The 18,889-nt window shown below is 67.6% G+C and carries 18 protein-coding genes and 1 riboswitch; of the genes, 6 read left to right on the forward strand and 12 right to left on the reverse strand.

The features are described from left to right. Positions 1-616 (forward strand): electron transfer flavoprotein subunit alpha/FixB family protein (locus tag QYL93_RS13260; protein WP_305744066.1); only part of this gene is annotated, 616 nt, incomplete at its 5' end. 16 nt (positions 617-632) lie between these two features. Here the strand turns inward: QYL93_RS13260 and QYL93_RS13265 are convergent. After that, a complete protein-coding gene (locus QYL93_RS13265) occupies positions 633-1,391 on the reverse strand; it encodes a glycine zipper 2TM domain-containing protein (protein WP_305744067.1) in 759 nt (252 codons plus the stop codon). 233 nt (positions 1,392-1,624) lie between these two features. Continuing rightward, a complete protein-coding gene (locus tag QYL93_RS13270; RefSeq protein WP_305744068.1) occupies positions 1,625-2,584 on the reverse strand; it encodes a YihY/virulence factor BrkB family protein in 960 nt (319 codons plus the stop codon). Between the two features lie 136 nt (positions 2,585-2,720). Between QYL93_RS13270 and QYL93_RS13275 the strand changes: the two genes are divergently transcribed. Continuing rightward, the gene (locus QYL93_RS13275) at positions 2,721-3,854 is read left to right on the forward strand and encodes a serine hydrolase (protein WP_305744069.1); all 1,134 of its coding nucleotides are present in this window, start codon (positions 2,721-2,723) and stop codon (positions 3,852-3,854) included. A 55-nt stretch (positions 3,855-3,909) separates the two neighbouring features. Beyond that, positions 3,910-4,461: a shikimate kinase gene (locus QYL93_RS13280; RefSeq protein WP_305744070.1), complete on the forward strand. Its 552-nt coding sequence runs from the start codon at positions 3,910-3,912 to the stop codon at positions 4,459-4,461. 3 nt (positions 4,462-4,464) lie between these two features. On the opposite strand, the gene QYL93_RS13285 is transcribed toward QYL93_RS13280, so the two are convergent. Then, a complete protein-coding gene (locus tag QYL93_RS13285; RefSeq protein WP_305744071.1) occupies positions 4,465-5,244 on the reverse strand; it encodes an IclR family transcriptional regulator in 780 nt (259 codons plus the stop codon). A 93-nt stretch (positions 5,245-5,337) separates the two neighbouring features. Between QYL93_RS13285 and QYL93_RS13290 the strand changes: the two genes are divergently transcribed. Both QYL93_RS13290 and fahA read left to right on the forward strand, forming a co-directional pair. Continuing rightward, positions 5,338-6,342, forward strand: coding sequence for a tripartite tricarboxylate transporter substrate binding protein (locus QYL93_RS13290; RefSeq protein WP_305744072.1), 1,005 nt, complete (start codon positions 5,338-5,340; stop codon positions 6,340-6,342). Positions 6,343-6,374: 32 nt separating this feature from the next. Beyond that, a complete protein-coding gene (gene fahA, locus QYL93_RS13295; RefSeq protein WP_305744073.1) occupies positions 6,375-7,646 on the forward strand; it encodes a fumarylacetoacetase in 1,272 nt (423 codons plus the stop codon). Between the two features lie 36 nt (positions 7,647-7,682). Here the strand turns inward: fahA and metH are convergent, their stop codons facing one another. From metH to QYL93_RS13315, 4 genes are all read right to left on the reverse strand, one after another. After that, positions 7,683-10,421 (reverse strand): methionine synthase, encoded by a 2,739-nt coding sequence (gene metH / locus QYL93_RS13300; RefSeq protein WP_305744074.1) that lies wholly within the window; start codon positions 10,419-10,421, stop codon positions 7,683-7,685. Positions 10,422-10,450: 29 nt separating this feature from the next. Beyond that, positions 10,451-10,546: riboswitch (S-adenosyl-L-homocysteine riboswitch) on the reverse strand. Between the two features lie 17 nt (positions 10,547-10,563). Then, positions 10,564-11,319 carry a hypothetical protein gene (locus QYL93_RS13305; protein ID WP_305744075.1) on the reverse strand — a complete coding sequence of 252 codons (756 nt, stop codon included), beginning with the start codon at positions 11,317-11,319 and terminating at the stop codon, positions 10,564-10,566. A gap of 32 nt (positions 11,320-11,351) precedes the next feature. Then, positions 11,352-12,683, reverse strand: a complete 1,332-nt coding sequence (locus QYL93_RS13310) for an aminotransferase class V-fold PLP-dependent enzyme (protein ID WP_305744076.1) — start codon at positions 12,681-12,683, stop codon at positions 11,352-11,354. Further along, on the reverse strand, positions 12,683-13,582 hold the full coding sequence (locus QYL93_RS13315; protein ID WP_305744077.1) for an amino acid ABC transporter substrate-binding protein: 900 nt from the start codon (positions 13,580-13,582) through the stop codon (positions 12,683-12,685). Before QYL93_RS13315 ends, QYL93_RS13310 begins: the two co-directional genes overlap by 1 nt. A 184-nt stretch (positions 13,583-13,766) precedes the next feature. On the opposite strand from QYL93_RS13315, the gene QYL93_RS13320 reads away from it, so the two are divergent. After that, a complete protein-coding gene (locus QYL93_RS13320; RefSeq protein WP_179682571.1) occupies positions 13,767-14,690 on the forward strand; it encodes a LysR family transcriptional regulator in 924 nt (307 codons plus the stop codon). A 7-nt stretch (positions 14,691-14,697) separates the two neighbouring features. Here the strand turns inward: QYL93_RS13320 and QYL93_RS13325 are convergent, their stop codons facing one another. Genes QYL93_RS13325 through urtD form a run of 5 tightly spaced genes read right to left on the reverse strand, consistent with a single transcriptional unit; the run spans position 14,698 to position 18,883 of the window. Beyond that, on the reverse strand, positions 14,698-15,720 hold the full coding sequence (locus tag QYL93_RS13325; RefSeq protein ID WP_305744078.1) for an aliphatic amidase: 1,023 nt from the start codon (positions 15,718-15,720) through the stop codon (positions 14,698-14,700). A gap of 31 nt (positions 15,721-15,751) precedes the next feature. Continuing rightward, positions 15,752-16,117, reverse strand: coding sequence for a zinc ribbon domain-containing protein (locus QYL93_RS13330; protein ID WP_305744079.1), 366 nt, complete (start codon positions 16,115-16,117; stop codon positions 15,752-15,754). Between the two features lie 15 nt (positions 16,118-16,132). Then, positions 16,133-17,362 carry a formamidase gene (gene fmdA / locus QYL93_RS13335; RefSeq protein ID WP_305744080.1) on the reverse strand — a complete coding sequence of 410 codons (1,230 nt, stop codon included), beginning with the start codon at positions 17,360-17,362 and terminating at the stop codon, positions 16,133-16,135. A 56-nt stretch (positions 17,363-17,418) separates the two neighbouring features. Next, on the reverse strand, positions 17,419-18,108 hold the full coding sequence (gene urtE, locus QYL93_RS13340) for an urea ABC transporter ATP-binding subunit UrtE (protein WP_305744081.1): 690 nt from the start codon (positions 18,106-18,108) through the stop codon (positions 17,419-17,421). Positions 18,109-18,139: 31 nt separating this feature from the next. Beyond that, positions 18,140-18,883 (reverse strand): urea ABC transporter ATP-binding protein UrtD, encoded by a 744-nt coding sequence (urtD, locus tag QYL93_RS13345; protein WP_305744082.1) that lies wholly within the window; start codon positions 18,881-18,883, stop codon positions 18,140-18,142. Positions 18,884-18,889: the final 6 nt, after the last annotated feature.

Consider the following 18,889-nt stretch of genomic DNA (forward strand, 5'->3'; position numbering starts at 1 on the left):
CGACGTCGCCCAGATCAGCGACATCACCAAGGTGATCTCCCCGGACACCTTCGAGCGCCCGATCTACGCCGGCAACGCCATTGCCACCGTGCAGAGCAGCGACGCCACCAAGGTCATCACCGTGCGCACCACGGGGTTTGACCCGGCAGCGGCATCCGGCGGCAGCGCAGCGACGGAAACCGCAGCAGCGACCACCGACACCGGCAAGAGCGTGTTTGTGGGCAGCGAGATCGCCAAGAGCGACCGCCCCGAGCTGACCGCCGCCAAGATCATCGTCTCCGGTGGCCGGGCGCTCGGGAGCAAGGAAAAGTTCGACGAAGTGATGACCCCGCTGGCCGACAAGCTCGGTGCCGCCCTGGGCGCCAGCCGCGCAGCGGTGGATGCGGGCTATGCCCCCAACGACTGGCAAGTGGGCCAGACCGGCAAGATCGTGGCGCCGCAGCTGTACATCGCAGCCGGGATCTCCGGGGCCATCCAGCATTTGGCGGGCATGAAGGACTCCAAGGTGATCGTGGCGATCAACAAGGATGCGGAGGCGCCGATCTTCAGTGTGGCGGACTATGGGCTGGAGGCGGACTTGTTTACCGCTGTGCCGGAGCTGGTCAAGGCGCTGTGATCAGGCCTGCCACAGCTCAATAGCCGTTGGCAACGCGCACCGCGCCTGCGGGGGCGTTGGTGTAGGCGCCGCCATTCGGGCGGCTGTCGCGCTCGTGGTCGATTCGGTAGCCCTTGCCCTGCAGCGCGACAGGGGTGCCCACGGCCGGGGGCTGCGCGCGCGTGAAGCGGCGCAGCGAACCATCGTCCATGCGGATCGCCACCTGGTACACCGTGCGGGTGCGCGACCGCTGCTCCACCTGGTGGCCCACGTAGCCGCCGCCCACGGCGCCCAGCACCGTGGCGGCGGTGCGGCCATTGCCCTTGCCGATCTGGTTGCCCACCACCGCGCCGAGCACGCCACCCGCGACCGCACCCACACCGGTGGCGGGCTCGGCCTGCTGGATGGCCTGCACCGATTCAACCCGGCCGCAGGTGTTGCACGCCGGCGCGCGCTGCACCATCGGTGTCGTGCCGCCGGCCAGGTTCGCACGCTGGGGCTGGAATGGCTCGGGCATGGGCGCAGGCCCACGCTGGGCCGGGGCACCGGCCTGGGGTTGCACCAGACCCAGCGGCTGGGCGGGAGCGCCCTGCAGCGATTCGGCCACCACGGCAGGGCTGGCCGCTGTTGCGGTGGCGGCGACTTCAGCGGGACGGTGCTGCACCACCAGCGTGGTACCCAGGGCCACCACACACGCCCCCAGGGAGGCGATGGCGACCCACATCCACTTCATGGGCGAGGGGGTGGAAGGCACAGTGCGCACATCGGACGGCTGCAGGGTGATAGGGTTGTTCATGGTGTTTCCTTCCGCGCGCATGCGCGCCATTCAATGGTTCGTTCTTGTGTCGGGGCTTCGCTCAGTCCACAACGCAGCCCATGGATGCACGGTATACAGGCAATGGTGCGGGGGCTTGTCTGCTTTGTAAGGGTCGGTAAGAAGTGCTGCGGCCACCCCTCAAAGTTCAAAGCCCGGCGGCAGACAGTTGCTGTTGCTTACAGCGCAAAGTGACGCCAGCCCCGCTCGCCCATTCAAGGCACGGGCGCCACGCCCGCATCGGTCTGCGGCACGGGAACCGCTGTGGTGCGGCGCCTGCGCACCTGCAGGCCCGCCTCGTCCAGAGCCCGGGCACAGCTGGCCGCGAACAGCAGCACGGCCGACGAGAAATAGATCCACATTAGCAGCACCACCAGCGAGCCGGCAGCGCCGTACGCAGAGACCACGGCGGCCGTCGACAGGTACCACGCCAGCAACTGCTTGCCGATGGTGAACAGCGTGGCCCCCACCACCGCACCAGCCACCAGGCAGCGCAGGGGCGGCTTGCGCCCGCTGCCAATGCGCATCAGCCCCACGAACAGTGCCACGGCAAAGCTGAAGGCCACGGCCTCGTTGACCACCAACAGGATGGGCCCGAGCGGCGCCATCGAGAGCCTTGCGCCGGCCCAGCCGGCAAACAGATTGATGAGGGTGGACATGGTGAGCGAGACCATCAGCAGGAAGCCGATGGCCAGCACATAGGCCAGCCCGCGCAGGCGCAGAGAGGCCATGTGCCACCACGCGGCCCGCGTGGGTTCGGGCTCGGCGCCCTGCCACAGCCGCGCCAGGGTCGATTGCAGTTCCACGAACACCCCGGTGGCGCCCGAGAGCAGCACCACGAAGCCGATCAGGGAAGCCAGGCGCCCTTCGGAAGGCTCCTGCGCGCTGGCGAGGGCCTGGCGCATCACGTCAGCCACGCGCTCGCCCATCACCGACTGCACCTGGTGCAACAGGCTGGTCTCCAGGTAACTGCGGTCCATCCACCAGCCAAGCACACCTACCAGCAGCAGCAGCAGTGGCGCCAGGCTGAGCATGCCGTAGAAGGACATGGCCGCGCTCATGCGCAGGCCGTCCGCGTCGAGCCACAGCTGCACCGCGCGCCACAGCGGCAGCACGGGTTGCACAAGGGGCTTGAGGCGTTCGCATACGCGCTGGAGTCGGTCGGAAACGGTCATGCACCGAGCTTAGTGCGCCGCCAGGCCACCTGCCACCGGCCGGGCACGGAAGCCACTGTAGGCGCTGTCCCACAGGCGGCTGGGATCAAGTGCCACTTGTGGCAGGCTCTTGCCATCTTTTCCAGGAGCCCCGCCCATGCATGCCCCCAGCCTGATCCGATTGCGCAACGTCCTGCAGGACCATATCGACCGGGGCATCCTGCCCGGCGCGGTGGCGCTGGTGCACCACCGCGGCCAGACGCTGCTGCACGAGGCCCTGGGCGCCCAGGCGCCGGGCGCCGGCGCGCCGGCCATGGCAGCGGATTCGATCTTCCGCATCTACTCCATGACCAAGCCCGTGGTGTCGCTGGTCACGCTGATGCTCATGGAGGAAGGCCGCCTGCCCCTGTCCCACCCGGTGGCGCGCTACCTGCCCTCGTTTGCCGGTCAGGGCGTGTTCGACCCAGCCACCGGAGGCACCGTCGCCGTTCGGCGCGAGGCCACCGTGCACGACCTGCTGCGCCACACGGCGGGTTTGAGCTATGCCTGGGACACCGGCCCGGTGGCCCAGGCCTACATCGGTGCGCGCATCGGCTCGCGCCGCGACGGCAATGCGGCACTGGCCAAGGCCATCGGGGCCCTGCCCCTGCTGCACCAGCCCGGCAGCTGCTGGGAATACAGCCGCGCCACAGACGTGCTGGGCGCCCTGCTGGAGGTGGTGGAGGGTGAGCCCCTGGGCGCCATCTTGCAGCGCCGGGTGTTCGGCCCGCTGCAGATGCGCGACACCGGCTTTCACGTGCCGGCGGAGCAGATGCACCGTCTGGCCGAGCCTTTCGCGCGCGACCCGCAGACCGGCGCCGAGGTGGCGCTCAACGACGTATCGCGCCCGGCCACGTTCGAATCCGGCGGCGGCGGTCTGGTGTCCACGGCGGGCGACTACGCGCGCTTTGCGCGCCTGCTGCTGGCCGGCGGCGCGCTCGACGGCGTGCGCCTGGCCAGCCGCGCCACCGTGGCCTTCATGGCCGCCGACCACCTGGGCGCGGGCATTCCGGCTGCCGGGGACATCCTGCCCGAGGGCTATGGCTTCGGCCTGGGCGTGGCCGTGCGCCGCGCCGCCGGCCTGGCGCCCCATGCCGCTTCGGTAGGCCAGTACGGCTGGAGCGGCATGGGCGGCACCTTCTTCCTGGTCGACCCGGCCGAGGACCTGGTGGCCATTTTGCTCACCCAGGCCCCCGGCCAGTTACGCTACCTGTGCGAGCTGTACCCGGCGCTGGTCTACGCGGCGCTGTGACGGCAGCCGGTAAACTCCCGTCCCAGGGGCAAGGCCGGAAAGACACAAGAAACATATGCAGATTCGCTGCGCACTGGTCGGCATGCCCGGCTCGGGCAAATCCACCGTCGGCAGGCAACTGGCGCACCGCACGGGCGTGCCGTTCATCGACCTGGACCACCGGCTCGAGGAAACGCTGGGCACCAGCATCCGCCAGTTCTTCGAGGAACATGGCGAGGCGCGCTTTCGCGACCTGGAAGCGCAGGAACTGGCCAAGGCTGTGGCCCAGCCCGGCGGCATGGTGCTTTCCACCGGCGGCGGCGCGGTGCTGCGCCGTGAGAACCGCGAGGTGCTGCGCGCCATGGGCCCGGTGCTCTACCTGCGCGCCTCGCCCGAAGAGATCTACAAGCGCGTCAAGCACGACCGCACCCGCCCCTTGCTGCAGGGCGGCAACCCCATGGACAAGCTGCGCGCCCTGTACGAACAGCGCGATGGCCTGTACCGTGAGACGGCGCACTACGTGATCGAGACCGGCCGCCCCACGGTGCACATGCTGGTCAACATGATCATGATGCAGCTCGAAATGGCGGCCAGCGCCGATACAGGTACCGATCAGGCATCGCAGTAAACCTCAGCGCAGGGGCGCCGAGTCGCTCCAGTGGAAGTGCACCCTCGGCTGGATATCGGCGATCTCGGTGCGCAGCAAGGCCGCCAGCCGCGCCGCCTCGCGCTGCGTGAGCCGCGCCACGGTGGTCGACAGGCTGATGGCTGCGAACGCGCGCCCGCCCACATCCACCACGGCATGGCCCACGGCGGCGGTGTTGGTGTTCAGGCAGCCGCCGCTGCGCGCATAGCCCAGGGTCTGGGTCTGCGCGAGCAACTGGCGCAGTGCCGGCTCGTCCAGCCCGCCGTAGCGGCCCAAGGTGGGGGCATTGGCCTGCATGGCCGCGTCGATGAATTCTGCGTCCTGCGCCGCCATCAGCGCCAGCCCCGCCGCGCCCACGCCCAGCGGGCGGCGCCCGCCCACGGTCACGCTCAGGGGTGGGTCGAGCCGCTGCACGTTGGTGTGGGCATAGCAGACGGCCTCGTGCCCGCTGAGCACGAACAGGTAGGCCGCGTAGCCCGTGGCATCGGCCAGGCGCTGCAGATTGGCCGTGAACAGGGGCGCCACGTCGTGCCGCCCGCGCGCAGCCAGGCCATGCTCGAACGGGCGGCGGCCCAGCACGTAGCCCTTGCCCTCGGGCAGCGCAGCCACCAGACGGGCGGCCATCATGTCCTGCAACAGCCGGTGCACGGTGGGGTGCGGTATGCCGGACTGGCGCGCGATGTCGGACAGCGAGAGCCCGCGCGCGTCATAACGCGAGAGCTGGTCGAGGATGCGCAGCACGCGGTCGAGCACCAGGGTGGTCATGCTTGTCCATGCAGTGGAAAGAACGATTGTAGGAAACCGCAGACCGGCCAAGAATGGCGGCATTCCTATAACCGTCACCGGAGACACCTCTACATGGCCGCTTTCGACCGTACCCACACCACCCGCCGCACCCTGCTGTGCACCGCCGCAGCCGCCACCGTGCTCGGTCTGGCCGCCGGCCCCCTGGCCGCTCAGGAGGCCGCCTTCCCGGCCAAGCCCATCCGCTTCGTCGTTCCCTATGCCCCCGGCGGCACCACCGACCTGGTGGCGCGCACCGTGGGTGCCCACATGGCGCAGACGCTGGGCCAGCCAGTCATCATCGACAACCGCGCGGGTGCGGGCGGCAACATCGGCATGGACGCCGTGGCCAAGGCCGCGCCCGACGGCTACACCGTGGGCATGGGCGCCATCTCCACGAATGCGCTGAACCCGCACATCTACAAGAAGATGCCCTTCGACCCGCGCAAGGACTTCACGGCCGTGGGCCTGCTGGGCAACTCCACCATCGTGCTCGAGGCCGGCCCCGCACTGCCCGTGAAAAACGTGGCCGAGCTGCTGGCCCACCTGCGCAAGAACCCCGGCCTGCCCTATGCGACGGCCGGTGCCGGCACCTCCATGCACCTGGCCGGCGTGCTGTTCGCCCAGACCAGCAAGACCGACCTGGTGCACGTGCCCTACAAGGGCAGCGCGCCGCTGATCACCGACCTGATCGGCGGCCAGGTACCCATCGCCTTCGACAACCTGCCCGCCTCGCTGCCCCACATCCAGGCCGGCAAGCTGCGCGCACTGGCCGTGGCGGGCGCTCAGCGCTCCCCGGCCCTGCCCGACGTGCCCACGCTGGCCGAAGCCGGCCTGCCCGACTATGCGGTGGAGCCCTGGTTCGGCGTCTACGGCCCCGCCGGCCTGCCGGCTGCCGTGGCCCAGCGCCTGAACAAGGCCCTGGCCGATGCGCTGGCCGACCCTGCTGTCAAGGACAAGCTTCTGGCCGCCGGCTTCACGCCGCGCAGCGCCAGCGTGGCCGACTTCGACGCCCTGACCAAGCGCGAATACGAGCGTCTGGGCAAGGTCGCCCACAGTGCGCAGATGAGTGCCGACTGACCGTTTTCCTCTCTTTCACCCCCCTCGTGACCATGACCACCACCCTCGACGCCACCCACGACACCCGGCTGCGCAGCTGGGTCGCCTCCGCCAACACGGCGGGCTGCGATTTCCCCATCCAGAACCTGCCTTTCGGCCGCTACCGCAAGGCGGGCAGCGGCGACGCGCTGCGCATCGGCGTGGCCATCGGCGACCAGATCCTGGACCTGCAGGCCTTGGGCCTCGCCGCCTCGAACGACATGAACGCGCTGATGGCCGCAAGCCCGGCCGAGCGCATGACCCTGCGCCAGAAGCTGTCCGAAGGCCTGCGCGAAGGCAGCCCCCAACAGGCTGCCTGGTCCCAGGCGCTGTCGCCCCAGGCCGATGCCGAAATGGCCGTACCCTGCCAGATCGGCGACTACACCGACTTCTACACCAGCGTGCACCACGCCACAACGGTGGGCAAGCAGTTCCGCCCGGACAACCCGCTGCTGCCCAACTACAAGTGGGTGCCCATCGGCTACCACGGCCGCGCCTCGTCCATCGGCATCAGCGGCCAGCGCGTCAAGCGCCCGCAAGGCCAGACCAAGGCGCCCGAGGCCGCCGCGCCCACGCTCGGCCCCTGCAAGCGCCTGGACTACGAGCTGGAGCTGGGCTGGTTCATTGGCCAGGGCAATGCGCAGGGCGAGCCCATCGCCATCGGCCAAGCGGAGCAGCACCTGTTCGGCGTGGCCCTGTTCAACGACTGGAGCGCGCGCGACATCCAGGGCTGGGAATACCAGCCGCTGGGCCCCTTCCTGTCAAAGAACTTCGCCAGCACGCTCTCGCCCTGGGTGGTGACCATGGAAGCGCTGGCGCCGTTCCGCGCGCCGTTCGAGCGCGACGCGGCCGACCCGCAGCCCCTGCCCTACCTCGACTCGCCCGGTAACCGCGCCCAAGGCGCCTTCACCATCGCGCTGGAGGTGCTGCTGCAGACCGCCCGCATGCGCGAAGCCGGCGAGCCCGCCGTGCGCCTGGCACTGACCAACACCCAGCGCGCCGCCTACTGGACGCCCGCGCAACTGGTGGCGCACCACACGGTGAACGGCTGCAACCTGCAGCCCGGCGATTTGATGGGATCGGGCACGCTCTCGGGCCCCGAAGCGAGCGAAGCCGGCTCGCTGCTGGAGCTGACTGGTGGCGGCAAGCAGCCCGTGACCCTGCCCAATGGCGAGAAGCGCAGCTTCCTCGAAGACGGGGACACGCTGATCCTCAAGGGCTGGTGCGAGCGCGAAGGCGCGGTGCGCATCGGGCTGGGTGAGGTCAGCGGGACGATCATCGCCTGACGCCCCGCAGGCAGCCCCTCCAAGGAGAGGCTGCTTTTACAGGTTGGGCGCCAGCAAGCGCGCCAGCACGGCCTCATCCATGCCCCGGCGCTGGGCCATGTCGTGCAGCTGGTCCTCGCCGATCCTGCCGACGTTGAAGTACGTGCTCTCGGGGTGGCCCAGGTAGAAACCGCTCACGCTGGCGGCCGGCATCATGGCCAGGCTCTCGGTCAGGGTCATCCCGACTTCGCCGCACTGCAACACGTTGAACAGCGCGCTCTTGGCGCTGTGGTCGGGGCAGGCCGGGTAGCCGGGCGCGGGGCGGATACCGGCGTACTTCTCGCCGATCATCTCGTCGTTGGTCAGTTGCTCGCCTGCGGCATAGCCCCACAGGTCGGTGCGCACGCGGTGGTGCAGGCACTCGGCAAAGGCCTCGGCCAGGCGGTCGGCCAGGCTCTTGAACATGATCGCGGAATAGTCGTCGAGCGCGTCGATGAAGGCTTTTTCCTTCTTCTCGATGCCCAGGCCCGCCGTCACGGCGAACATGCCGGCGTAGTCGGCGATGCCGCTCGATTTGGGCGCGACGAAGTCGGCCAGGCAGCGGCTGGGGCGCGTCACGCCGTCGATGACGTGCTTTTCGGTTTGCTGGCGCATGCCGTACCAGGTCATGGCGACCTCGGTGCGCGTCTCGTCGGTGTAGAACTCGATGTCGTCGTCGTTCACGCTGTTGGCCGGGTACAGGCCCATCACACCGCTGGCGGTGAGCCAGCGGCCCTCGATGATCTTTTTCAGCATGGCCTGCGCATCGGCGAACACGCGCGTGGCCTCCACACCCACCACCTCGTCGGTCAGGATGGCGGGGTAGGGGCCGGCCAGGTCCCAGGTCTGGAAGAACGGGCCCCAGTCGATGTAGCGCGCCAGCTCGGCCAGGTCGAAGTTCTTGAACACGCGCCGGCCCAGCGCGCGCGGCACGGTGGGCTTGAACGCGGCCCAGTCCACCGGCGTCTTGTTGGCGCGGACCTTGGCCAGGGGCCACAGCGGGGTCTGCTTCTTGTTGGCGTGCTGGGTGCGCACCTTGTCGTAGTCGGCGTTGAGCTCCTGCACGTAGTGGTCCACGCCCTCGCCCAGCAGGCTCTGGGCCACGCTCACGCTGCGCGAGGCATCGGGCACATAGACCACGGGGCCCTCATAGTGGGGCGCGATCTTCACGGCGGTGTGCACGCGGCTGGTGGTGGCGCCGCCGATGAGCAGCGGGATCTTCTTGATGCGGAAATGGTCGTCCTTCTGCATCTCGCCGGCCACGTACTGCATTTCCTCCAAGCTGGGCGTGATCAGGCCCGACAGGCCGACGATGTCGGCCCCCTCGACCTTGGCGCGCGCCAGGATCTCGTGGCAGGGCACCATCACGCCCATGTTCACCACCTCGAAGTTGTTGCATTGGAGCACGACGGTGACGATGTTCTTGCCGATGTCGTGCACGTCGCCCTTGACGGTGGCGATGATGATCTTGCCCTTGCTGCGCACGTCGCGCCCGGCCAGCTCGTCCAGGCGCTTTTCTTCCTCGATGTAGGGAATCAGGTGGGCCACGGCGGACTTCATCACGCGCGCGCTTTTCACCACCTGGGGCAGGAACATCTTGCCGGCGCCGAACAGGTCGCCCACGACGTTCATGCCGTCCATCAGCGGGCCCTCGATCACGTGCAGCGGGCGCCCGCCCCTGGCCAGCACGATCTGGTAGGCCTCTTCGGTGTCTTCGACGATGAAGTCGGTGATGCCATGCACCAGCGCGTGCGACAGGCGCTCGCCCACGGTCTTGGGGGACTCGGGCGTGCCGCGCCATTCAAGGCGCTTGCTCTCGTCCTTGGCACCGCTCTTGGCGGTCTCTGCCACCTCGACCAAGCGCTCGCCCGCATCGGGCCGGCGGTTGAGCACCACGTCCTCGACTCGCTCGCGCAGCGTGGGTTCGAGGTCGTCGTAGACGCCGACCATGCCGGCGTTGACGATGCCCATGTCCATGCCGGCCTTGATGGCGTGGTACAGGAACACGGTGTGGATGGCTTCGCGCACCGGATCGTTGCCACGGAAGCTGAAGCTCACGTTAGAGACACCGCCCGATACCTTGGCGCCGGGCAGGTTCTGCTTGATCCAGCGCACGGCCTCGATGAAGTCGACCGCGTAGTTGTTGTGCTCCTCGATGCCGGTGGCCACCGCGAAGATGTTGGGGTCGAAGATGATGTCCTCGGGCGGAAAGCCCACCTCGTCGACCAGCACGCGGTAGGCGCGCTCACAGATCTCGATCTTGCGCTCGTAGGTGTCGGCCTGGCCCTTCTCGTCGAAGGCCATCACCACGGCGGCGGCGCCGTAGCGGCGCACCAGGCGCGCCTCGTGCTTGAACTTGTCGATGCCCTCCTTCATGGAGATGGAGTTGACGATGCCCTTGCCCTGCACGCAGCGCAGGCCGGCCTCGATCACCTCCCACTTGGAGCTGTCGACCATGATGGGCACGCGCGCGATGTCGGGCTCGGAGGCGATGAGCTGCAGAAAGCGCACCATGGCGGCCTTGCTGTCGAGCATGGCCTCGTCCATGTTGATGTCGATGACCTGGGCACCGTTCTCCACCTGCTGGCGGGCCACGGCCAGGGCCTCCTCGTACTGCCCGTTCAGGATCATCCGGGCAAAGGCCTTGGAGCCGGTGACGTTGGTGCGCTCGCCGATGTTGACGAAGAGGGTGCCCTCGCCAATGGAGACGGGCTCCAGGCCGGACAGCTTCAGGGGGGGCATGGGAAGGACGGACATCAGACTCACCTGCGCAATCGGTTCAGTAACGTAGGTGAGCGTCGTTGCGGGATGGTCGGCCCCGAGCCTGACGGACAGCAGGCATCTGTGTGCCTGGGCGGTCCGCTGCAACGCTCCTCGGGGAAGATGCGATTTTACCTGCTCAGCGTACGGGGAGGAATTGCAGGAAAGTGCCCCCGACAATCCCCTGCACATAGCTGATGGCCGCGCGCCGGTATTTTTCGGTCACCACCACGGCCACCAGGTCCAGGCGGGCGATGACCTTGCCGAATTCGCGCTCGAAGCTCAGGTTGCGCCCCTGGGGGCCGATCTCGTCGGCCCACAGCAGCGGCTGGCCTGCGGCATTGCGCCGCTGGGACAGCAGCCACACGGCCGACTCGACGTTGCGCGCGGCGTTGTACAGGTGCTGGGCGTCGAGCGAGTCGAGCAGAAAGAACTCGGTCTTGCCGCCATGCGCGGTGACCAGCATGTCGGCCGTGGCGACAATGAAGGCGGCCACCCGGTCGCCCGTGAACTCGGGCGCCAGCGCAAAGGCCAGGGCCGCGATGTCGCGCCGGCCCTGCAGCGGCGCCCAGGGCTGGCGCTGCTCGACGGCGGCGCGCACCTGCTCCATGGCCTGTTCGCGGCTGGCGGCGCCGGCCTTGCGCCACTCGGCCGGGTTGCGGCGGTACAGCTTGTCCATCAGCAGGGTCAGGCTGGCCAGGTTATCGCGCATGGCCAGGGTGGCCATGCGGTTCACGTCGGACTGGGCCAGCTCGCCCGTGGTGGCCGATGCGCCCTTCACCTCGCCGCGCGGGGTGAGCGCCGGGGCGGCACAGCCAGCCAGCAGGGCCAGGGCGGTCAGGGCCACACAGGCCAGGGGGAGGAAGGAAGGGAGAAGGGATGCAGGCGCCACCATGTGGGCCGCATTATGGCCATGGCTGTCCCGGCCTACGCAAGCACCAGCGAACGCGCGGCGACATCGCGCACGATGTCCCACGTGGTGTGCAGGAACCGGTCGACATCCGCAGGCGAGTGGCAGTGCAGCGGCGAGACCCGCACGGCGCCCTGCAGCCCGAACGATTCGAGCATGCGCCGCGAGTAGATGCTGGCCGCGCTGCGCTCGTACACCGTGACGCCGCGCAGGCCGTACTCGTGCACCGCCTGGGTGCAGTCGATTCCCGAAAGGCCGATGGCGATGATCAAATCGCGCCGCGCCAGGTCGCCATGGTCCAGGTAGACCTGCACGCCCTCCATGGCGCGCAGCCCGGGCACCTCGGCACTGCCGTCGAGCAGGCGCGCCAGCAGTGCGCGCTCGTGCAGCAGGATGCGCTCCATGCCTGCGGCAAATCGCTCGCGGCGGCCTGCAGCAGCAGGCACGGCAACACCCGACGCCTCGCCCAGCCAGCACACGTAGTCCATGATTTCGGTAAGCACCGCGAACTGCCAGGGCGCTGCGCTGCCCAGGTCCCAGAAGTCCGGCGCCTTGCCGGCCAGCTTGTGGTGGGGCAATGCGGCCGCGCGGTCCGACAGCCAGGCCAGCCCCGAGCCCCGGCAGCCAAAGAACTTGTAGGGCGCGATGTTGATGCCGTCCACCGGCGTGGCCTGCAGGTCGATGAGGCCGTGGGGCGCATGCTGCACGGCGTCCACGATGATGTACAGGTCGGGCTTCACGGCGCGGGCGCGCTCCACGATCTGCACCATGTCGAGCTTGGCGCCCGAGATGTTGGACGCATAGATCACGTTGAGCAGGCAAGTGCCCTCATCCACCAGGCGCACGATGGCATCCACGTCGACCCCGCCGGTGGCCGGGTTGCTCGGGGCCACGCGCAGCTCCCGGCCCGTCTGGCGCGCGTAGCGCTCCATGGCGTCGAAGGACGAGGGGTGCTCGAGCACCGTGGTGACCATGTTGGTGCCCGGCACGTTCTCGGCCACGGCGCGCACCATGTCGAACATGGCGCCTGATGCGGTCAGGGCCGCATAGACGCTGCCCCCCTGTGCGTTGAGCAATGTGCGCAGGTCGCCCGCACCGGTGGCCTGCACGCCCTGCAGCTCGCGCGCCACCTCGTGGATGCGCTCGGTATTGTCCGGCACGGCATCGACCTGGCCCATGCGCTCCACGGCGGCCTTCAGACGCAGCGAGCCGCCCGCATTGTCGAAATACAGGCGCTCGCGCCCATGGTGGTCATGCTCCACCTGCAGGAAACGCTCGCGCACCGCCCGCATCAGGTCCTCGGGGAACAAGAGGCCGTCGGGATGCCCGGTCAGAGATGATGCAGCCATCACACCCCCTTGTTGTTGGGGTTGCGGTAGGCCTCGCGCACCGCATCGGTCATCGGAAAGTTGATGTTGATGTTGCTCGGCGGGATGGGCTGGGTGAACCAGCGCGCATACAGCCGCTCCATCTCGCCGGACTTCATGAGCTGGGTGACGGTCTGGTCCACCAGCGCCTGAAAGGGCGCATCGTTCTTGCGCAGCATGATGCCGTAGGGCTCCTGGCGCAGCACCACGTCCTTGAGGATCACGTAGTCACCAGGGTTGGGTGACACGGCGATCAGCCCTGCGAGCTGCACGTCGTCGAGCACGTAGGCCACGGCCCGGTCGCTGGCCAGCAGCAGGAAGGCGTCGGCGGTGTCCTTGCCCGAAATCTCCTGCACCTCCAGGTTTTCTGTGCGGCGGAAGCTGCGCAGCAACTGGATCGAGGTGCTGCCGGCCACGGTCGCCACGCTCTTGCCCGCCAGGTCCGCCAGCGAGGTGATGCCCGACTTCTTCTTGACCGCCACGGTGATGTTGGTAACGAAGTGGCTGGGCGCGAATGCGACCTGCTGCTGGCGCACCACCGAGTTGGTGGTGGTGGCGCAGTCCAGGTCCACGGTGCCGTTCTGTATCAGCGGAATGCGGTTCAGCGAATTGAGCAAGGTGTATTGCACGCGCAGCGCGGGCAGGCCGAGTTTGGCTTTGACGGCGTCGACGATCTTCAGGCAGATGTCGTTGGAAAAGCCTACGGGGTCGCCGCTGCCCGTGGGCTTGTACGAGAAGGGGACGGAGCTGTCGCGGTTGCCAATGTGGATGGTGCCGCTCTCCTTGATCTTGCGCAGGGTGTCGACCTCCTGCGCCATGGCAGCCGATACCAGCATGGTGGCGCCCAGTACAGCGAGAGCGGACATTTTGAAGGGGTGCATGGCGGTCTTTCCAGAAAAGCAGGGGACGGTCAGCGGGACCAGGATTCGCCACCGGCGCTCAGCAGTTCAGTGCGTTCGATGGCGGGCTGGAATGGATTTTGGAATTGCCCTCACTTTAAAAAAAGCGATTTTTTGTGCTCGAATTGCATGAATAAAAGTGATTTGAAAGCCGCGCATTTCCATGATGACCTTCAAGCAGCTCGAGGCCCTGTACTGGATCGCCCAACTGGGCGGCTTTGCCCAGGCGGCACACAAGCTGCACACTTCGCAGTCGGCCGTATCCAAACGGGTGCATGAGCTGGAGCAGCTGTTCGACACCCCGCTGTTCGACCGCAGCCAGCGCACCGCGCGCCTCACTGAAAAGGGCGAAGAGATGTTCGTGCTGGCTCGCCAGTTGCTGCGCCAGCGCGACGCCGCGGTGGAGCAGTTCAGCAAGCCGGGGGTGATCGAGCGGCGCCTGCGCATCGGCGTGACCGAACTCACGGCCATGACCTGGCTGCCCCGGCTGGTGGCCCTGGTGCAGCAGCACTACCCCAAGGTGACGCTGGAGCCCGACGTGGACGGCAGCCTGCCGCTGCGCGACAAGCTGCTGGCCGATGACCTGGACCTGATCATCGTGCCCGATGCGTTTGCCGATGCGCGCCTGCCCGCCAAGGCCGTGGGCCAGGTGGAGAGCGCCTGGATGTGCCAGCCCGGCCTGCTGCCCGCCGGCCCGGTGCGCCTGCACCAACTGGCGCACCAGCGGCTGCTGGTGCAGGGGCAGTCGTCAGGCACCGGCCGGCGCTACGACGCATGGATGAAGGAACTGGGCGCCGAGCCCTCGGACGCCATCGTGGTGAGCAACCTGATCGCGCTGATCGGCCTGACCATCTCGGGGCTGGGCGTGAGCTACCTGCCGCGCCACTGCCTGGACCCGCTCATCGGCGCAGGCCTGCTGGCCGTGCTGGAAGTGGACCCACCCCTGCCGCCCGTGCCCTATGTGGCGCTGTACAAGGGCGAGCACCGCAGTGCGCTGGTGTCGTCCATCACCATGCTGGCCCAGTCCTGTTGCGACTTCACGCGCGCTTTCCAGGCGTTCCCGATGGTGGATGGCACAGAGCGACGCTGACCCGTGCCTATGCGTGCGGAATCCCGTCGATGGGGCATTCGGCCGTGCCCACCGTGCTGCGCGTGAGCGCCTCTACGGCCTGGCGCGTGCCCTCGGGGTCGGTTACCCAGCGCTGGTAGAAGCCGTAGGGGCAGGCGGCCACGCCTTTGTCTCCTTCGCCGGAGTTGAGAACGCCGGTATAGCCGCGGTGCAGCAGCTTGAACAGGTGATTCTCGGACTGGCCGTTCCTGCGGAAATCGCGGATCAGGCTGGTGGAGAGCGCCGCATACTGCACGCCGTACTCCTCTTCACCGCACTCACCCAGCGTGCGGCCGTCAAAGCCAATCAGCGCCGAGTGGCCGAAGTAGCTGTACACGCCATCGAACCCTGCCGCATTGGCCACCGCCACGTAGGTATTGTTGGCAAAGGCCATGGCCTTGCTGATGAGGATCTGCTGCTCTTTGGCCGGGTACATGTAGCCCTGGCAGCGCACGATGAGCTCGGCCCCCTTCATCGCGCAGTCGCGCCAGATCTCGGGGTAGTTGCCATCGTCGCAGATGATGAGGCTGATCTTCAGGCCCTTGGGCCCGTCGCTCACATAGGTCTGGTCGCCCGGGTACCAGCCCTCAATGGGCGTCCAGGGCATGATCTTGCGGTACTTCTGCACGATCTCGCCCTGGTCGTTCATCAGGATCAGCGTGTTGTAGGGCATCTTGTGCGGGTGCTCCTCGTGCCGCTCGCCGGTCAGCGAGAACACGCCCCAGACCTTGGCCTTGCGGCACGCCGCCGCGAAGATTTCCGTCTCGGGGCCAGGAATGGTGGTGGCGGTGTCCATCATCTCCTGGCGGTCGTACATGATGCCGTGGGTGCTGTACTCGGGGAAGATGGCGAGGTCCATGCCCGGCAGGCCGGTCTTCATGCCGACCAGCATGTCGGCGATCTTGCGCGCGTTGTCCAGCACGTCGGCCTGGGTGTGCAGGCGCGGCATCTTGTAGTTGACGACCGCGACGCCGACGGTGTCCTTGCTGCTTGAAATGTCGCCGTGGATCATGGCGTGGTCTCCTTGGGAATCGTTGGACTCGTCAGTGGCTGATCATCCAGGGCCTTTTGGTGGGAAAGGTCTTGGCGCCGTTGGGAGCGGTGACGGTGCTGCCGCGTTTGCTGCTGCCGCCGCTGCAGCAACCACACCCCGAGGGATGGCGCAGCCGGCCATAGCTGCCGGCATCGCCATCGCGTGAGGACGAGCGCGGGGCGTGCTGGGCACGCTCGTTGGTGTCGTGCGCGCGGCGCTGCTCTGGGCTCACGCAGGCCAGGTGCGGTGCGTGGGCGAATACGCGTGCCGAAGCCGCCCCGCAGGCGGGGCAGGCACAGGGCTCGTTGCGCAGGGCCACGCTGCGCAGCGCATCGAAATTGCCGCAGTCGGCGCAGGCGTAGTCGTAGGTGGGCATGGGGGGCCTGCCTTGCTACTTGTCTTGCGAGATCGGCATGTCGATGCTGCCGTCGAGCATCTTCACCGGGCCGGCGGCCGTGGGGTTGATGTCGAAGTCGAAGATCTCCGTGGGCAGCCACAGCGTGGCGCAGGCATTGGGCACGTCCACCACACCGCTGATATGGCCCTGCACCGGGGCGGTGCCCAGGATGGAATAGGCCTGCGCGCCGCTGTAGCCGAACTTCTTGAGGTATTCGATGGCGTTCAGGCAGGCTTGGCGGTAGGCCACCGTGACATCCAGGTAGTGCTGCTTGCCCGATTCGTCGACCGAGATGCCCTCGAAGATCAGGTAGTCCTTGTAGTTGGGCGTAACCGGGCTGGGCTTGAAGATGGGGTTCTTGATGCCGTACTTGGCCATGCCGCCCTTGATCAGGCTGACCTTCATGTGTACCCAGCCGGCCATCTCGATGGCGCCGCAGAAGGTGATTTCGCCATCGCCCTGGCTGAAGTGCAGGTCGCCCACCGAGAGGCCCGCGCCTTCCACGTAGACCGGGAAGTACACCTTGGAGCCGCGCGAGAGGTCCTTGATGTCGCAATTGCCGCCGTGCTCGCGCGGCGGCACGGTGCGCGCGCCCTCGGCGGCGGCCTTGGCCTTGGCCTCGCCCTGCAGCTTGCCCATGTGGGCGGTGGTGCCGTTGGGCGGGTTGGCCAGGCCGGGCACGCGGTCCGGGTCGGTGGCGATCAGCTCGGCCTCGCGGGCGTTCCAGGCGTCGAGCATCTTCTGGTCGGGCAGGCAGCCGATCAGGCCGGGGTGGATCAGCCCTGCGAAGTTCACGCCCGGGATGTGGCGGCTGTTGGTGAACATGCCGTGGAAGTCCCAGATGGACTTTTGCGCCAGCGGGTAGTGCTCGGTCAGGAAGCCGCCGCCGTTCTTCTTGGAGAAGAAGCCGTTGAAGCCCCACAGGCTGTCGTCGCGCGCGCCGATGTCGAGCAGGTCCACCACCAGCAGGTCGCCCGGCTCTGCGCCTTTGACGCCCACGGGGCCCGACAGGAAGTGCACAGTGGACAGGTCCACGTCGCGCACGTCGTCGGCGCTGTCGTCGTTCTTGATCGCGCCACCCGTCCAGTCATAGGTTTCGAGCTTGAACTCCGCCCCGGGCTCCACCCACACGGCCATGGGGATGTCCGGGTGCCAGCGGTTGTGCATCAACGGGTTGTCGTACGGGGACTGCTTGAGGTCCACCTTGATCAGGGTATCGGCCATGGCGTGTTGCTCCTTGGATGGTTGTGGAGGGGAACGAAAAGAGACGGGAGAAAGGCTCAGACGGAAAGGTAGGCCTTGATGTGCTGCTGGTCGGTGTCCGCGCGCGCCGTCTCGTGCACCAGGCGGCCGCCTTCGATGACGAACAGGCGGTCGGCCACGTCCATGGCAAACGAGAGCACCTGCTCGCTGACCACGATGGTGATTTGGCGCAGCTTGCGGATCTCGTTGAGTGCCTTGGCGATGTCCTTGATGATGGAAGGCTGGATGCCCTCGGTGGGCTCGTCGAGCAGCAGCACCTTGGGGTCGGTGACCAGCGCGCGCGCAATCGCCAGCTGCTGCTGCTGCCCGCCCGAGAGGTTGCCGCCCTTGCGCCGGCGCATGTCCCAGAGCACGGGGAACAGCGCGTAGATCTCGTCGGGTATCTCGCGCGTCTTCGAGTTTTCGAGGCCCGTCTGGATGTTCTCTTCCACCGTCAGTGTCGGAAAGATCATGCGGCCCTGGGGCACGTAGGCGATGCCCTTGGCCACGCGGCGAAAGCTCTCGTCCTTCGTCACCTCCTGGCCGGCCACGCTGATGCTGCCGCTCTTGACCGGCATCACGCCCATGAGGCTCTTGAACAGCGTGGTCTTGCCCATGCCGTTGCGGCCCATGATGGCCACGGTTTCGTTGGCGCGGCCCGAGAACGAGATGCCGTGCAGTGCTTCACTCTGGCCATAGGCCACGAACAGGTCCTTGACTTCCAACATATGGGTGCTCTCCTGTGCGGGGGATGGTCGGTCAGTGGCCGAGGTAGACGTCGATCACCTTCGGGTCGTTCTGGACCTTGTCCATCGAGCCCTCGGCCAGGATCTTTCCCTGGTGCATGACGGTGACCTTGTGCGCGATGCGCTTGACGAACTCCATGTCGTGCTCGATCACGATCACCGCGCGGTTCTTGCAGATGCGCTGCAGCAGCTCGGCGGTGAGCTCGCGCTCGCGCGCGCTCATGCCGGCGATGGGTTCGTCGAGCATCAGCAGCTCGGGCTCCTGCATCAGCAACATGCCGATCTCCAGCCACTGCTTTTGCCCGTGCGAGAGCAGGCCCGCCTCGGTTTCGAGCTTGTCGCCCAGGCCGATGTCATCGGCCACGGCCTGCACACGCTCCTTCACCGCCGGTGTGCAACGGAACGCCAGCGCGCCGAAGACCGAGCGGCCCGAGGGGTAGGAGACCTCCAGGTTCTGGAACACCGAGAGGTTCTCGTAGATCGAGGGCGTCTGGAACTTGCGGCCGATGCCCAGGCGCACGCGCTTGTGTTCGGCCATGCGCGTGAGCTCCTCGTTCTTGAACTTGATGCTGCCACCGGTGGCGCGCGTCTTGCCGCAGATCAGGTCCAAGAGCGTGGTCTTGCCCGCACCGTTGGGGCCGATGATCACGCGCAGCTCGTTCTTGTCGACATACAGCGTGAGGGCGTCGATGGCCTTGAAGCCGTCGAACGAGACCGTGAGGTCTTCCACGGCCAGGGCGAAGTCGGTGTTGCTCATGAAGGG

Origin of the sequence: Acidovorax sp. A1169 (assembly GCF_030704685.1) — a bacterium.
Lineage (GTDB): Bacteria > Pseudomonadota > Gammaproteobacteria > Burkholderiales > Burkholderiaceae_C > Acidovorax.

Bases quoted from the DNA above. Each gene is read 5' to 3' on its own strand.
- QYL93_RS13265 (WP_305744067.1), bottom strand. From the start codon at position 1,391: ATGAACAACCCTATCACCCTGCAGCCGTCCGATGTGCGCACTGTGCCT.
- QYL93_RS13270 (WP_305744068.1), bottom strand. From the start codon at position 2,584: ATGACCGTTTCCGACCGACTCCAGCGCGTATGCGAACGCCTCAAGCCC.
- QYL93_RS13275 (WP_305744069.1), top strand. From the start codon at position 2,721: ATGCATGCCCCCAGCCTGATCCGATTGCGCAACGTCCTGCAGGACCAT.
- QYL93_RS13280 (WP_305744070.1), top strand. From the start codon at position 3,910: ATGCAGATTCGCTGCGCACTGGTCGGCATGCCCGGCTCGGGCAAATCC.
- QYL93_RS13285 (WP_305744071.1), bottom strand. From the start codon at position 5,244: ATGACCACCCTGGTGCTCGACCGCGTGCTGCGCATCCTCGACCAGCTC.
- QYL93_RS13290 (WP_305744072.1), top strand. From the start codon at position 5,338: ATGGCCGCTTTCGACCGTACCCACACCACCCGCCGCACCCTGCTGTGC.
- fahA (WP_305744073.1), top strand. From the start codon at position 6,375: ATGACCACCACCCTCGACGCCACCCACGACACCCGGCTGCGCAGCTGG.
- metH (WP_305744074.1), bottom strand. From the start codon at position 10,421: ATGTCCGTCCTTCCCATGCCCCCCCTGAAGCTGTCCGGCCTGGAGCCC.
- QYL93_RS13305 (WP_305744075.1), bottom strand. From the start codon at position 11,319: ATGGTGGCGCCTGCATCCCTTCTCCCTTCCTTCCTCCCCCTGGCCTGT.
- QYL93_RS13310 (WP_305744076.1), bottom strand. From the start codon at position 12,683: ATGGCTGCATCATCTCTGACCGGGCATCCCGACGGCCTCTTGTTCCCC.
- QYL93_RS13315 (WP_305744077.1), bottom strand. From the start codon at position 13,582: ATGCACCCCTTCAAAATGTCCGCTCTCGCTGTACTGGGCGCCACCATG.
- QYL93_RS13320 (WP_179682571.1), top strand. From the start codon at position 13,767: ATGACCTTCAAGCAGCTCGAGGCCCTGTACTGGATCGCCCAACTGGGC.
- QYL93_RS13325 (WP_305744078.1), bottom strand. From the start codon at position 15,720: ATGATCCACGGCGACATTTCAAGCAGCAAGGACACCGTCGGCGTCGCG.
- QYL93_RS13330 (WP_305744079.1), bottom strand. From the start codon at position 16,117: ATGCCCACCTACGACTACGCCTGCGCCGACTGCGGCAATTTCGATGCG.
- fmdA (WP_305744080.1), bottom strand. From the start codon at position 17,362: ATGGCCGATACCCTGATCAAGGTGGACCTCAAGCAGTCCCCGTACGAC.
- urtE (WP_305744081.1), bottom strand. From the start codon at position 18,108: ATGTTGGAAGTCAAGGACCTGTTCGTGGCCTATGGCCAGAGTGAAGCA.
- urtD (WP_305744082.1), bottom strand. From the start codon at position 18,883: ATGAGCAACACCGACTTCGCCCTGGCCGTGGAAGACCTCACGGTCTCG.